Annotated in this window: 14 protein-coding genes; 2 read left to right on the forward strand and 12 right to left on the reverse strand. The window is 51.0% G+C overall.

All coding sequences use genetic code 11. The features are described 5' to 3' along the window. Positions 1 to 364: 364 nt before the first annotated feature. The 6 genes from rpsA to DFR60_RS22325 form a co-directional block, all read right to left on the reverse strand. Positions 365 to 1,468 (reverse strand): 30S ribosomal protein S1, encoded by a 1,104-nt coding sequence (gene rpsA, locus DFR60_RS22300; protein WP_002600372.1) that lies wholly within the window; start codon positions 1,466 to 1,468, stop codon positions 365 to 367. Further along, entirely contained in the window at positions 1,449 to 2,300 is an 852-nt protein-coding gene (gene ispH, locus DFR60_RS22305) for a 4-hydroxy-3-methylbut-2-enyl diphosphate reductase (protein WP_110324856.1), read from the reverse strand. Before ispH ends, rpsA begins: the two co-directional genes overlap by 20 nt. A gap of 14 nt (positions 2,301 to 2,314) precedes the next feature. Beyond that, positions 2,315 to 3,001, reverse strand: a complete 687-nt coding sequence (cmk, locus tag DFR60_RS22310; protein WP_110324857.1) for a (d)CMP kinase — start codon at positions 2,999 to 3,001, stop codon at positions 2,315 to 2,317. Positions 3,002 to 3,079: 78 nt separating this feature from the next. Continuing rightward, a complete protein-coding gene (locus tag DFR60_RS22315) occupies positions 3,080 to 4,333 on the reverse strand; it encodes a BaiN/RdsA family NAD(P)/FAD-dependent oxidoreductase (protein WP_110324858.1) in 1,254 nt (417 codons plus the stop codon). Between the two features lie 64 nt (positions 4,334 to 4,397). Further along, complete coding sequence (pap, locus tag DFR60_RS22320; protein WP_110324859.1) at positions 4,398 to 5,894, reverse strand: polyphosphate:AMP phosphotransferase; 1,497 nt, start codon at positions 5,892 to 5,894, stop codon at positions 4,398 to 4,400. A 51-nt stretch (positions 5,895 to 5,945) separates the two neighbouring features. Continuing rightward, the gene (locus tag DFR60_RS22325; RefSeq protein ID WP_110324860.1) at positions 5,946 to 7,067 is read right to left on the reverse strand and encodes an aldo/keto reductase; all 1,122 of its coding nucleotides are present in this window, start codon (positions 7,065 to 7,067) and stop codon (positions 5,946 to 5,948) included. Positions 7,068 to 7,660: 593 nt separating this feature from the next. On the opposite strand from DFR60_RS22325, the gene rd reads away from it, so the two are divergent. Next, positions 7,661 to 7,822, forward strand: coding sequence for a rubredoxin (gene rd / locus DFR60_RS22330; RefSeq protein WP_110324861.1), 162 nt, complete (start codon positions 7,661 to 7,663; stop codon positions 7,820 to 7,822). Positions 7,823 to 7,909: 87 nt separating this feature from the next. Here the strand turns inward: rd and DFR60_RS22335 are convergent, their stop codons facing one another. From DFR60_RS22335 to DFR60_RS22360, 6 genes are all read right to left on the reverse strand, one after another. Then, entirely contained in the window at positions 7,910 to 9,229 is a 1,320-nt protein-coding gene (locus DFR60_RS22335) for an aspartate kinase (protein ID WP_002600380.1), read from the reverse strand. A 68-nt stretch (positions 9,230 to 9,297) separates the two neighbouring features. Next, positions 9,298 to 10,683 (reverse strand): MATE family efflux transporter, encoded by a 1,386-nt coding sequence (locus DFR60_RS22340; RefSeq protein ID WP_110324862.1) that lies wholly within the window; start codon positions 10,681 to 10,683, stop codon positions 9,298 to 9,300. Between the two features lie 10 nt (positions 10,684 to 10,693). Then, complete coding sequence (locus tag DFR60_RS22345) at positions 10,694 to 11,464, reverse strand: arginase family protein (RefSeq protein WP_110324863.1); 771 nt, start codon at positions 11,462 to 11,464, stop codon at positions 10,694 to 10,696. A gap of 39 nt (positions 11,465 to 11,503) precedes the next feature. Continuing rightward, entirely contained in the window at positions 11,504 to 12,094 is a 591-nt protein-coding gene (locus DFR60_RS22350) for a hydrolase (RefSeq protein WP_110324864.1), read from the reverse strand. A 7-nt stretch (positions 12,095 to 12,101) separates the two neighbouring features. Continuing rightward, the gene (locus DFR60_RS22355) at positions 12,102 to 12,608 is read right to left on the reverse strand and encodes a 2-thiouracil desulfurase family protein (RefSeq protein ID WP_110324865.1); all 507 of its coding nucleotides are present in this window, start codon (positions 12,606 to 12,608) and stop codon (positions 12,102 to 12,104) included. A gap of 33 nt (positions 12,609 to 12,641) precedes the next feature. Continuing rightward, positions 12,642 to 13,931 carry a metallophosphoesterase gene (locus DFR60_RS22360; RefSeq protein ID WP_110324866.1) on the reverse strand — a complete coding sequence of 430 codons (1,290 nt, stop codon included), beginning with the start codon at positions 13,929 to 13,931 and terminating at the stop codon, positions 12,642 to 12,644. A gap of 153 nt (positions 13,932 to 14,084) precedes the next feature. Between DFR60_RS22360 and DFR60_RS22365 the strand changes: the two genes are divergently transcribed. Then, positions 14,085 to 14,558, forward strand: a complete 474-nt coding sequence (locus DFR60_RS22365; RefSeq protein ID WP_110324867.1) for a DUF2752 domain-containing protein — start codon at positions 14,085 to 14,087, stop codon at positions 14,556 to 14,558. Positions 14,559 to 14,699 lie beyond the last annotated feature (141 nt).

Consider the following 14,699-nt stretch of genomic DNA (forward strand, 5'->3'; position numbering starts at 1 on the left):
TAAATAACCATTTTCCGACAATCTAAATACCGATTAGAATTATATAGAAATGTGTCTAAAATTCAGCAGAAGATATCTGCCTGAATGAGTTTATTATACCTGATATTTACTATATTTTCAAGTATATTTTACTATTTATAAGATTATTTTTTCGTTAAGCATCCGATTACCCGTTTAATTAGTGGCCGCTAAAAAGAGTCTGCCTTACCAGACTTTCGCACCGGAGCGCGTTTTCTACAGCAGCCATTCTCCCCTGCGCAGAGTACGGTCCCCGCAAAGCACATGAAACACAAAAACCGCCCGCACAGGATCAGAAAGCGATCCCATGGGGCGGCGTAACTTTTGCATATCTATAACTCAAAAATTATTCCTCATCTGAATAAACCGGTGCATCTTCATCCATCTGAGACATATCCTGCATCTGAAGAGCCTTCATGCTCAGGCTGATCTTTCTGTCGTCTTCGTTGAAGTCAACAACCTTAGCCTCGATCTCCTGGCCGATGGATAATACGTCAGATGGCTTATCTACATGGTCTCTGGAAATCTGAGATACATGAAGCAATGCATCTACGCCTGGCTCCAGCTCAACGAATGCGCCGAAATCAGTCATACGTGCAACTCTGCCTGTTACGATGTTGCCTGCTGCATACTTCACAGCGGCATCCTTCCACGGATTGGTCTCCGGGAACTTTAAGCTTAATGCGATCTTATCACCATTGATATCCTTGATTAAGACTCTCATCTTCTCGCCGGCTTTGAAAACCTTCTTCGGGCTCTCAACTCTTCCCCAGCTCATCTCGGAAATATGAAGTAAACCATCTGCGCCGCCAAGGTCGATGAATGCACCGAAATCGGTTACGTTCTTAATCGTTCCTTCTACGACATCTCCCGGATGGATTCTCTCAAATAATTCTTTCTGCATCTCGGCTCTCTTGGCAACCATAAGCTGCTTTCTGTCGCCGATAATTCTTCTTCTCTTCGGATTGAATTCGGTAATTACGAATTCGATCTCCTGGTCTGCATACTTGGATAAATCCTTCTCATATGTGTCGGATACCAGGCTTGCCGGAATAAAGACTCTCGCCCCTTCCACTACTACGCTTAAACCGCCGTCCAGAACAGCAGCTACCTTTGCGGTAAGAACCTCATGGTTCTCAAACGCTTCTTCTAATCTCTTGTTTCCTCTGTCAGCTGCCAGTCTCTTGTAAGATAACGCAACCTGGCCTTCGCCATCGTTTACCTTAACGACTTTCGCTTCCATCTCATCACCAACAGATACAACAGTTGCGAGATCTAAATTCTGGTCATCCGTGTACTCATTACGCGGGATGATGCCGTCGGATTTAAAACCTATATTCAAGACGATTTCATCTTCTTTGACGTCGATGACTTTACCTGTGACGATCTCTCCTGTACGTATTGTTTTTAATGATTCCTCTAACATTTGTTCAAAACTTAATTCTGACATTAGTATGAACCTCCTCGATAATATGATTCGGGGTTGAAGCCCCGGCTGTAATACCTACGCTGCGCACAGAACTTATACATTCAGGATCTAAATCACCTAGTGTCTGGATATAGTAAGTGTTCTTACATTCCTTTTGGCATATCTCGTACAGCTTCTGGGTATTGGAACTCGTCTTCCCACCAACCACGATCATGGCGTCCACTTCTGAAGCTATCCGTCTTGCTTCCACCTGTCTCTCCTGTGTTGCATTGCAAATCGTATTTAAAACAAGTATATCATAACGCGTTTTAGAAAATTTTTCAACTAAATCTTGAAATTTCTTGTAATTAAATGTCGTCTGGGACACGATACACAGCTTTTCACCCTCTGAAAACGGCAAATTGTCCACTTGGTCGGGTGTTTCCACCACTAAAGTATTATCATTTCCCCAGCCTTTAATACCCTGCACCTCCGGATGCGATTCATTTCCAATGATAATCAGGCGTCTTCCCGCCTGATTCTGTTCCTGTACGATCTTATGAATCTTCTTCACAAACGGGCAGGTGGCGTCCACAATCTCAATGCCGTTTTCTTCCAGGATATCGTAAACATGCTTTCCCACACCGTGAGAACGTATGATGACGATTCCGTCGCGGAGTGCCTTAAGCTCCTCCTCGGACTCGATGACCCGTACGCCCTTTTCCTCAAAATCCTTTACCACTTCTTCGTTGTGGATGATCGGACCGTAGGTATAAATCGGTTTTCCGGCGTGCTCTATCTGTTCATAAACCTTGTCCACGGCGCGTTTGACGCCGAAACAGAAGCCCGCGGTCTTAGCAACAATCACTTCCATAACGTTTTGTCTCCTTAATTCTGCCAGCCGATCCCTTTTTCTGAAGCCAGCTTAAGTATCTCGCCGATTACCTCGTCGATGGTCAGGCCGGAGGTATCGACCAGAACCGCATCCTCTGCCTGCTTCAGCGGGGAGTTTTCTCTGTGCATATCGCGGTAATCTCTCTCCGCAATCTCCTTTTCGATCTCCTCCAGGCTGCACGGCTCGCCCTTTTCAGTCAGCTCGTCGTAGCGGCGTTTTGCCCGCACCGCTGTGCTCGCTGTCAGATAAATCTTTAAATCCGCTTCCGGGAGCACGCACGTTCCGATGTCCCTGCCGTCCATGATGACATTCTCATTTCTGGCCAGTTCCTTCTGCAGCTCCACCAGCTTCTCGCGGACTGGTAAGTATATGGAGGAGGCAGAGGCCATCTGGCTGACCTCCTCCGTCCGGATCAGACCGGACACATTTTCTCCGTTTAATATCACCTGCTGGGCGCCGTTCTCATAGGAAATCGTGACGCCCACCTCTTTTACCGCCTCCGAAATCACGGCTTCCTCGTCCGGTTTGATTCCTTTTCGTAAAAAGTACAGCGCCATGGCCCGGTACATGGCTCCGGTGTCCACATAGACAAAGCCGAGCTTCGCAGAAACCGCTTTTGCGATGGTACTCTTGCCTGCCCCTGCCGGACCGTCTATTGCAATGTTATAAATCTTTGACATCCTTGACTCTCCTTTAATCTTTGGGGACGCGCCCCCATTCTGTCTCTTCTGCCGTGCAGACGCACGTTTGACTGCCCGTCATTCAGGATCCGGTCCGGCAGCCTCGCTTCCGGCCGTCCAGGCGGTGGACCAGGCAATCTGGAGGTTAAAGCCTCCTGTCACCGCATCCAAATCGAGCACCTCCCCGGCAAAGTAAAGCCCGGAGACCAGCTTCGACTCCATGGTAGAGGGATTCACTTCTTTCACAGAGACGCCGCCCTGCGTAATGATGGCCTCGTTGTAATCGCGAAGCCCCGTAATCGTCACGGTAAATGATTTCGTCGCCTGGATTATCTGCTTCCGTTCTTCCCTGGTGATCTCATTCACCTTCTTTTCCGGAGATATCCCGCTCCGTTCCACCATAACCGGAACCAGCTTGGATGGGAATAAATGAACCAGCGCATTTTTAAACTGCTTGTTTAAAGTCCCCTCAAATTCACGGAGCAGCCGCGCATCCAGCTGTTCCTCCGACAGCGCCGGTTTTAAGTCGATGACGAGAGAAAGCGGCCCTTTCTTCAATTCCTTCACGGCGTAGCTGCTGGCGCTTAAGAGCACCGGGCCGCTGACTCCGTAATGGGTGAAAAGCATCTCCCCGAACTCCCGGTAGATCACCTTTTTGCCGCGCATCACCACGGCCTCAATGTTCTTTAAGGAGAGACCCTGCAGCTCCTTCACCACCGGTTCCTTCACCACAAACGGCACCAGAGCCGGTGAAAGCTCCGTCACCGTGTGCCCTGCCGCGCCGGCAAACCGGTATCCGTCCCCGGTCGAGCCCGTAGTCGGATACGAAAGGCCGCCGCAGGCTACAATCACCGCATCTCCGTACACCTTCGTCTCCGTGCCGCCCTTTTTCAAGAGAATCCCGCGGCACCGGCCATCTTCCAGAAGAAGCTCCTTTACCTCCGAGTGAAGGTGAACCTCTGCTCCCAGCCTCCCAAGCATTCCGGACAGCGCCTTAATCACGTCCGAAGACTTGTCGGATACCGGAAATACCCGGTTTCCCCTCTCGGTCTTCAGCGGACAGCCCGCCTCCTCCAGAAGTGCCATCATATCAAAATTATTAAATCCATAAAAACTGCTGTAAAGGAATTTGGAATTTGTCACCACATTCCGGAACAAATCCCCGGTGTCGCATGCATTGGTCACATTACAGCGCCCTTTGCCCGTGATAAAGACCTTTTTCCCCAGCTTTTCATTTTTCTCAAAAATATGGACGGTGCCGCCATTCCTGGCTGCTGCAATGCCTGCCAGCATCCCCGCGGCGCCACCGCCCACAATGATTACTGTTTTCATTTCCTGCCTCCTGCTCCCTATTAATTTACACTAAAAAACAGGAAAACACAAGCAGGACTAACTGTTATTTTTTACCGCACGCCTTTACCCGCTCCTCCAGGGCATCGACCACAGTCCTTAAGACCTTCACGCGGGCATAGTACTTGCAGTTGCCTTCCACGACAACCCACGGCGCGTACGTTGTGGAGGTGCGCACCAGCATCTCGTTGACAGCGGTCTCGTACTGGTCCCATTTTTCCCGGTTTCTCCAGTCCTCGTCCGTAATCTTCCACTCTTTTGCAGGATTCTGCTGGCGTTCCTTGAATCGGCGTTCCTGCTCGTCCTTGTCAATATGAAGCCAGAACTTGATGACCACGGCTCCGGCATTGGCCATGTGGGCCTCCATCTCGTTGATTTCCTGATAGGCCCGCTTCCAGTCCGCTTCCGAGCAGAAGCCCTCGATCCGTTCCACCATGACACGGCCGTACCACGTCCGGTCGAAGACGGCGATATGGCCCGCCTTCGGAACGTTGTTCCAGAACCGCCACAGATAATGGTGTACCTTCTCGATATCGTTGGGGGAGGCGGTCGGGTTCACGCGGTACCCGCGAGGATCCAAATGGCTGGTGAGCCGTTTGATAGCGCCGCCCTTTCCGCCTGCATCCCAGCCCTCAAATCCCAAAACCACCGGAATTCTCAGGCGGTAAATCTCGCTGTGCAGAAACTCCAGGCGCTTCTGGAGCCGGTCGATCTCTTTTTTATACTCTTCCTTGGTCAGCGTCTTCGTCAGATCCACACCGGAGAGCACGCCGTTTTGATATCTCTCTTCCTTCACCGGAGGTTTCTCCGACACTTCCGGCTTCGAAGCCGCTTTCTCTCTCAAGGCCGCCTCGAAGCGGTCCGCTACAAGGGTCATGATCTTGGCTGCGGCGTAATCCTTGTCCGTCGCCTCGATGATGGACCACGGCGCGCGCTCCGTATCGGTCTTCTGAAGCATCTCCTCATTGATCTCCAGATAACGGCCATACTCCTTGTTCCTACGCCAGTCGTCCTTCGTCACACGCCAGGACGTCTCCTTGGAGTCCTCCAGCTTCTTGAAGCGCTTCTTCTGCTCCTCCTGGGAAATATAGAGGAACAGCTTGATAATCACCATTCCGCCGTCATCCAGCTGGCGTTCAAACGATAAAATATCCTGAAAGGCCTCCGGCAGATTCTTCTCCTTGATCTGTCCGTCGAACCGTTCGATTGTCACCTGCCGGTACCAGCTCCGGTCAAAGATGGCGATCCGGCCGTCGGCCGGTGTCTTGGTCCAGAATCTCCACAGGAACGGGCGAAGCTGTTCTTCCTCGGTGGCCTTGCTGTTGGCAAAGACCTCGAATCCTCTGGGATCCATCGCCTGAATCAGCCGGTTGATCTGTGTTCCTTTTCCGGCCGCACCCATGCCTTCAAACACGATCATGACAGGAATCCCCGCCGTTCTCAGCTCCCGCTGCAAAAGGCCCAGTCTTTCGCTCTGCTCTCCGATGACCTGCTTGTACGTATCTTTATCCATTTTCTTCGATAAATCAATTTTTTCCAGCATAACCCGTTCCTCCTTCAATCATTCTTCCGTGAAAGCCTGTTTTCCTGCCAATCAGGCTTCTGTCTTCTCAAACACCTTTGCAACTTCCTTCATGACCTCGCTCACCTTGATCATCTGCGGACATTCCTTCTCACAGCGGCGGCAGGAGCGGCAGTCGCCCGCCTTCTTTTCCAGAGCCTCGTACTCCGCCCTGGCCTCTTCCTCCCTGTGCGCCGCAGTCATGTTGTACAGTGAGAATATCTTCGGGATATCCAGGCCAAATGGACATGGCATACAGTATCTGCATCCGGTACATCCCACCAAAGCCATGGAATCAAAGACGCGCTTTGCCTCTTTTACCACCTCTTTGTCCTGTTCCGTCGCCATACCCACGCTGCTTCTCTTCGCGTACTCCAGATTCTCTTCCACCTGCTTTTCATCGCTCATTCCACTGAGCAGCAGGCTGACCTCAGGCTGATCCCAGAGGAAATCCAGTGCGTACTCCACAGGAGACTTGTCCTCCGGAAATACCTTTTTTAAATGGGATGCCGGATTCGCCAGCCTCCCGCCCAGCAAAGGCTCCATGATCACCACCCCGAGACCTCTCTCAGCGGCATACTTAAGCCCCTTTGTTCCGGCCTGATGCTCAGTGTCCACGTAATTATACTGAATCTGGCAGAAATCCCATCCATCATAATAATCTATGATATCCTGAAACACGTCATATGAATCATGGAAGGAAAATCCAAGATAGCGGATCTTTCCCTCAGCCTTCGCTTTTTCCATCCGCTTAATCAGTTCAAACGGCTTTACCTTATCCTCCATGCGTTCGCCGCTTAAGGCGTGAAGCAGATAAAAATCGATATGATCCGTGTTCAGCTTCTCCAGCTGCTCCTCCAGCAGAGTCTCGAAATCCTCCGCCTTCTGAAGCTTCCATACGGGACATTTGGTCGCAAGATACGTTTTCTCCCTGTAGCCGTCCGCCAGCGCCTTTCCCACGATCTTCTCGCTCTCTCCCTGATGGTAAGGATAAGCGGTGTCAATGTAATTCACGCCCTCATCGATGGCATGACGGATCATCCCGATGGCGCGTTCCTCGTCGACCACCTCATCGTGAAGCAGCGGAAATCTCATGGTTCCGAACCCCAGCGCCGACACTTTAATTCCTGTTTTTCCAAAATTGCGGTATTGCATCTTAGTCCTCCCTGATGTATAAAATTTTGATTTTATTTTACCACATATTTCCTGCATTCTAAAGTATTTTCTGGCTATATTCAGGATAAACTTGTAAACTTACAGAATTATTAAGAATTGTGGTTCCTCATGAGGTTGAGAGAGATTTCAGTGGTTTCGTTCCGCCAGGGAGCTGGGGCCGGAGCGCTTCTCCCAGTTTCGGCTCATGGTTTCGGCCGGGGCATCTCTAAGGCCGGAAGGATACAAAAACAAGGGGACCGATGACATTCATCGGGAACTCCTGAAGGACTTCCCGATTCAGGTCCTCTAAAAATCTGACTTTGAGGTCAGATTTTTCCCCTTGTTTTTGCACCCTTCCGGCCTAAGAGCTGCCGACGTCCTGCAAAAATCGCTGAAACCGGGAGAAGCGCTCCGGCCCCAGCTCCCTGGCGGAACGAAACCACCGAAATCTCAGCTAAAGTTATTGACGAAAGCAACATTTAATAATTCTGTAAGTTTACAAGTTTATCCTGGGCTATATTTATCTGCACCGGTTGTAAAACAGTTACATATCTGGTAAAATAGGGTATCAACGAAAGAAAGAGGTGACTGTTATGCAAAAATACGTTTGTGAGCCATGTGGATACATATATGATCCGGCTGATGGAGATCCGGACAACGGAATCAATCCAGGCACAGCTTTTGAAGATATTCCTGAGGATTGGGTCTGTCCGATCTGCGGAATGGGCAAAGATGTCTTTGTTCCGGAGGATTAATAAGTATTACAGCAAAACCGGTCCGCACAGGCTTTTAAGCCTCTGTGCGGACCGGTTTTTCATTTGGATATATGGGTATACAATTTATCAGATTTCGGTTGAGATAAAGATATCGTAGATCGCCTTGATAGCCGCCTCAAAATCTGCATTCTTAACACCGATAATGATGTTTAACTCACTGGAGCCCTGGTCGATCATCTTGACGTTGACACGGGCGTGGGCCAGCGCGGAGAAGATTCTTCCGGCCGTGCCTCTCGTGGCCTTCATGCCGCGTCCCACGACGGCAACTAACGCCAGGTCAGATTCCAGTTCCACGAAATCAGGCTCGACCGCGCGGTGGATTCCCGCGATCACGGACTGTTCGTATTCCTCGAATTCGGACTGATGGACAAATACGGTCATGGTATCGATTCCCGAAGGCATATGCTCGAAGGAAATGCCGTATTTTTCAAAGACCTCCAGGACCTTGCGGCCGAACCCTACCTCGGCGTTCATCATGGCTTTCTCAATGTTGATGGAACAGAAGCCCTTCTTGCCCGCAACTCCCGTAATGGTATAGCGCGGCTTGCGGCAGGTGCTCTCCACGATCAGAGTGCCCTTCTCCTCCGGCCTGTTGGTGTTACGGATATTGATCGGAATGCCCTCTTTTCTGACCGGGAAGATGGCATCCTCATGCAGAACGCTGGCTCCCATATAGGCCAGCTCACGAAGTTCTCTGTATGTAATGGTCTCAATGACCTCCGGATTATCGATGATGCGCGGATCGGCTACGAGAAAGCCGGAGACGTCGGTCCAGTTCTCATACATATCAGCATGGATGGCCTTCGCTACAATGGAGCCTGTGACATCGGATCCACCTCTTGAGAACGTGCGGATGCTTCCGCTGTGAGTGGCGCCGTAAAAGCCCGGAATAACCGCGCGCTCCACATGCTCTAAGCGCTCTCCCAGCTCACGGTTGGTGATATCCGCCTCGAAGCTGCCGTCTTCATCGAAGAAAATGACCTCCGCCGCATCGATGAATTCATAGCCTAAATAGTTGGCCATGACGATGCCGTTTAAGTACTCGCCTCTGGATGCCGCGTAATCACGGCCGGCCTTCTTTAAGAAATTCTCCTCGATGGTCTCAAATTCATGATCCAGATTCAGGTTTAAATCGAGTCCGTCGATGATCTCCATGTAACGGCTCTTAATCTTCTCCAGAATCTTCTTGTAGCTTTTTCCCTCGGCAGCCGCATCGTAACACTGATACAGCATATCCGTAACCTTCTCGTCTTTATCGTTTCTCTTGCCCGGCGCGGATGGAACCACATAGCGTCTGCTCTTCTCGGAGCGAATGATGTCCCCAACCTTCTTAAACTGTCTTGCACTGGCCAGAGAACTGCCGCCGAATTTCACAACCTTTTTCATGTCTTCTTTCTCCTCTGTCACATATCCAATTTATTTAACGGAAATAATATCGTACTTGCCGGGCGCTGTCAAGTGTTTTGTAAAACCGTTTTTTCAGCCTCCTGGCGCGCGGCCAGAACTTTATGATGCTTCAGCCAGCCTCCCGACGCGACACGCGCGACGTAGACCACCGCCCTCACTGCCCAGTCCAGAACCATGGCAATCCAGACACCGATCAGCCCCATGCCAAGATACCGTCCCAGAACGAAGCTCATGGCAATCCGGCACAGAAACATGGACGCAATGGTAATGCACATGGCGAATTTCACGTCATCTGCGGCTCGCAGGGCATTGGGAAGCGCAAAGGATGGCGCCCAGATCAGCACGCAGCATAGCCCGTGAAGCGTGCAGATGATTCTGGCCAGCTCCGCCGTCTGTTCTGACACATGGTAGAAGCCGATAATGTGCGGCAGAAATACCAGCATCGGAAAACAGATGAGGAAGTGCGCTCCCATGATGAGGAAAATAAAGTTCTTTGCATACCGTTTTGCCTCCTGATACCGCTTCGCACCCACGGCCTGCCCCACCACGGTTATCATAGCCAGGGAGATGGCGCTGCCCGGAATCACCTGAAAGGAACAAATGGTTCCCGCCACCGCGTTGGCTGCAATGGAGGTCGTACCGAAGCTGGAGACCAGCCCCGCCACAAGAAGCTTACCGCCCTGAAAGAGGCCGTTTTCCACTCCCATGGGAACTCCGATCCCCATGATCCGCCGGATGATGGCGGGATGGAAGCCCAGATGAAAATTCCTGTCGATGCACAGCGGAAGCTTCGGATTCCGGATCACCCACACCAGGATGACTGCCGCGGTAATTCGTGACAGCAGCGTGGAGATCCCGGCTCCGGCCACCTCCAGATGAAAGCCGTAAATCAGAATGGCATTTCCCACAATGTTGATCCCGTTCATCAGCATGGACACCTTCATGGATATCCCGGAATTGCCCATGGAGCGGCAGATGGCCGCCGACCCGTTATACACTGCCAGAAACGGGAACGACAGCGCTGTCAGGTAATAATACGTTCTGGCATAATTCATGACGGACGGTTCGATCTTCCCGTAAATCGTCCGCAGAATCTGGTAGTTGAACAGTAAGGACAACACCATTAAAACCGTTGAAAATACCAGAACCACAAGAATCAGCTGATTGGAGGCCTTTAACGCCTCCTCCCTGTTTTCGTTCCCCAGCTCCTGGGCCGCGATGACAGCGCCTCCGGTAGCCATGGCGGTAAACACGTTGATCAGCAGAATATTAAGCGTATCCACAAGGGAAATTCCTGAGACCGCGGTCTCCCCCACTCCGGCCACCATGATCGTATCCGCCATTCCCACTAAGACGGCGAGAAACTGCTCGATGATCAGCGGCAGAATCAGCCGCCTGATGGCCGCCTTCGAAAATATCGGTGCTTCTTCCATTTCTCTCTCCCTATTGTATACTGCCCTCCGGCTTCTTATGACCGTTTCGAAGCATTCGGAGGATTCGTCTGTTTGCCGCGTCATTTTGTTTGTCTGACACGGACATCCATCCCGAAAAAGAATCGTCCTGATTCGCTTCGCCGCAGATGTCCACACCCAGAATCCGGCGGCTCTCCAGGCAGCGATACGCCCTCTCAAGCTGCTCCAGCGTCATGGTTCCCTGATCCCAGTCAGTCACCACTTCCTTCCGCCCGAACGCGTCCTTGTCTATGGACAGATACACGGCCTCCGACACCTCTGTTTCCAGAGCCTTAAGCCATGAGTCATCTGCCCCGGCCGCGCTCTCCGAAAACACCTGCACGCGGTCCGCATACTCTGATTCTACGGTATCTGCCAGCGAATCCGCGACACCGATCAGGATCACCTTTTTTAAGTATGGCTGGTCGTCCAGCGCTCGTTTGATCCAGCAGCCGCAGGACAAAATTCCAGCAAATATAGAAGGCTTCATATCTGTATGATGGTCAAATACCACCAGGGTAAACGGCTCCCGGATCTTCCTCACCATGAGATAGCTTAAATAGTGGAAATTTCCGCCGTCTATAAAGTGAATCCAGCCTGACAGCCCACTGATCCGCGCCTCAATCTCCTCCATGGATGCCTCATCACAGAATCCGTTTACCCCGGACAAATCCGAACAGTCAATCCATTCACAGTCCCCATCTTTATAGAAGCTTTCTCTTTCGTAAACTCCTGTAAAATTCAGCACTGAAACTGATATCATCGTTCTCTTCTCCCGATTGGTCTTCCCTTTCCGGCGCTCTTAAACGCCCAGCTTTTCCATCTCTTCGCTGACAGAGGCCTCGCAGGAACGCATGGCCTCAATGGTCTTTTCAAACAGCTCCTCTAACGTCCATCCGAGCCTCTCGGCTCCCTGCGCAATCACCTCGCGGGAACAGCCTGCCGCGAACCGTTTATCCTTGTATTTTTTCTTCAAACTGGAGACCTCCATATCCATTACGCTCTTCGACGGACGCATTCTGGCGGCGGCTCCGATCAGGCCTGTAAGTTCGTCTGACGCGAACAGTACCTTCTCCATATCATGCTCCGGTTCCACATCAGAGACGAGTCCATAGCCATGGCTTACGACCGCATGAACAAGCTCCGGTTCAGCCCCGGCTTCGGCCAGAAGCTCCGGCGCCTTGATGCAGTGCTCCTCCGGATAATTTTCAAAATCCACATCATGGAGAAGACCGGCGATTCCCCAGAAATCTTCGTCCTCACCGTATCCCAGTTCCTTTGCATACCAGCGCATGGTGCCTTCCACCGTAAGCCCGTGAAGTATATGAAAGGGCTCCTTATTATATTTCATGAGAAGGGAAAGCGCCTTGTCTCTCGTTACATTTGTTTTCATATTCCTGTCACTCCTCTGTAAATTTTATGTTGTCATCCATCATATCACTGCTGATTTCCGATATCAAGCTTGAAATGCCGCTTTCTCCCACAACTTTGATCCCATGCGCCTTGAGAAGGCGGGCTGTCATCCCGTCTCCGGCCGTCTTTGTGCCCGAAAAGGTTCCATCGTAGATGATCCCGCTGCCGCAGGACGGACTCCGCTCTTTCAAAATGGCGTACCGGCATCCATACAGCTTTGCGATCTTAAGCGCTTCCTCCCCGCCCTTTTCAAAATACTCTGTCACATCCCGGCCCTTCCGGTTCATCACCTGGACACGCCCGCCGTCTCTCCGACATTCCGACGGCTCTCTGGGGGTCTCCATCCCTCCCATCTGCTCCGGACAAACCGGGATCAGTTCATACTCCCGAAGCAGCCTCAGTACCTCGTCACGACGCCCGTTCTTTCCGTCGTAGCGGCAGTTAACCCCCAGCAGACAGGCGCTGACCAGTATTCTTGTATTTTTCTTATCCATGGATAAGCCTCCTTCCAATATCGCCTCCGGATACTATGACCGCGGATCCCTTTCTATCTTCAGTTCGTTTTCATCACATCCCGCATCTTCCAGCATGGAATCCATGTATTTTCCGAAAAAGAGCTCTGCGCCTTTTTCTTTCCAAAGTTTCCAGCCCTCGGTATCCGTCACTTCTTTTTCCGGTTTTGTCGTGCCGGCAAAGTAGTTCCGGTTCATCTCCACGGCCAGTTCCGCCATCTGCGCCCGCTCCTCCTCCGAAACCGACAGCGCTTCCAGCTCTTTCTTCATCTTCTTTCGCGTACACGCGTCAAAATACGCCTGGGACAGCGCTTCAAAATCCCCATATTCACCGGAGATTCCAGCTTTTCCCTCATCCCATCGATCCACATTTACCGGCTTCGTTTCATACGTGATGCTTCCATCCGGATCAACCATTAAAACGCCGTACCGGTGCGGGAACACGTTGAGGGATCCGGTTGCAATGTCATAAAGGCCGCCGCTCTTTGCAATATGCTGGATATGAACGTGACCGCTTAGATTCAAAGCGATCCCATGAGCTTTCAGCTGCTGCTCCATCTCCTCATGATGATCCAGCAGAAAGCCCTGTGACAGAAGTTTGTTCTGAGCCAGGACATTCTGGTGAGTCACCGTGATGATGGAGGCCCCCGCTTCCTCAGCGCGTTTCATCTGCCGCTCCGCCCACTGCATCGTGGAATCCTTAATCCGGCCGGGTGCATCCTCCGTATTCGCGTCCAGAAGCAGCAGCCAGACCCGTTCCGACAGCTCATACAGGAAGCTTAAGGACTCTCCATCCTTTTCAGCCGCGTCCTGATACCCCAGACTTCCATATATATCACGAAATTCTTCGCCGCTGACCCGTTCCGTCCTCGTCACCGTCTCTGCCTCAAACCGTGCGGCAAATGGATAAAGGATATCATGATTTCCAGGCAGCACAAGAACCGGGATTCCCTGTTCCTGCAGCTTGAACAGCTTCCCGGCCAGTTCCTCATGGCTTGTCTTCTCACCGTTAAAGCTGAGATCTCCGCTTAAAATAAGCGCGTCCGGATGCAGCTTCTCTACCTCCTCTAAAAAAGCGTCCGTAATCTCCGGCGCGTACTGAGTCAGCTTTCCATCCCCATTTCCGACCATTCTCATAAATCCGGTTCCATAGTCCGTAAGCTCCGGTGATAAATAGTGCAGATCTGTGGCTGTCACGACGGTAATCGGAGAAGTCTCTTTCTCCGCCACTGGCCTGCTGCTCCCGCAGCCTCCAAGCGCGGCACAGAGAAATGACAGAAATACAATATGTGTTTTTTTGATCATAGACACCCCCATCCTGTTTATCTTAATTTCGCATATCAAACAGCTTCATTATATCAAACCTCTATTCGGGGCACAAGCTTGTAAAAGCGGTAACACTGCCTTATAATGAAATCTGCAGCTTCACACAACCACCGAAAAGGATAGCATATAATCATGAAAAAAAATCACTGCCCGATTTTGTATAAAAAAAGAATAAAACATCTGATTTCCGATGTCAGACACTGCCTGCCCGGAATGCTTCTGTGCGCAATTTTTCTGTCTGCCATGACTGCCGCTGCCGGTAAGGTGTGCCCGGCCCGGCTCTTATTGGGGATTCCATGCCCCGGATGCGGACTTACCCGAGCCACCGTCCTGCTGTTAAAAGGAGATATCCACGGCAGTCTTCTGTGCAATCCATTTCTCCTGCCGCTATTGGCCGGTGGAGTCTTATTTCTTTACGAGCATTACGTCCTGGAACGAAAAGCTCGCCTGTTCTCCGTCTACATAGCCGTCTGCATCTTCCTTATGGTGGTATTCTATATCATCCGCATGAAATACTGGTTTCCTGACCGGCCGCCCATGATCTATGAGCCTCATAACCTGCTGCACCTGCTTTTCACAGTTCTGAAATCTCCGGGGGGTCTGTAACCCGGCAAAGAAAAAAAATAGACAGATTCCGACAATATATGATATAATCCCGTCTTTGACAGTAAAAAAATTCAAACACCGCTGGAAGCCCTATTCTATAAGGGTTTCACAGCGGTGTTGCTTTGTTTTTAAGTATAGTCT

Origin of the sequence: Hungatella effluvii (assembly GCF_003201875.1) — a bacterium.
In the GTDB taxonomy this organism is placed as follows: domain Bacteria; phylum Bacillota; class Clostridia; order Lachnospirales; family Lachnospiraceae; genus Hungatella; species Hungatella effluvii.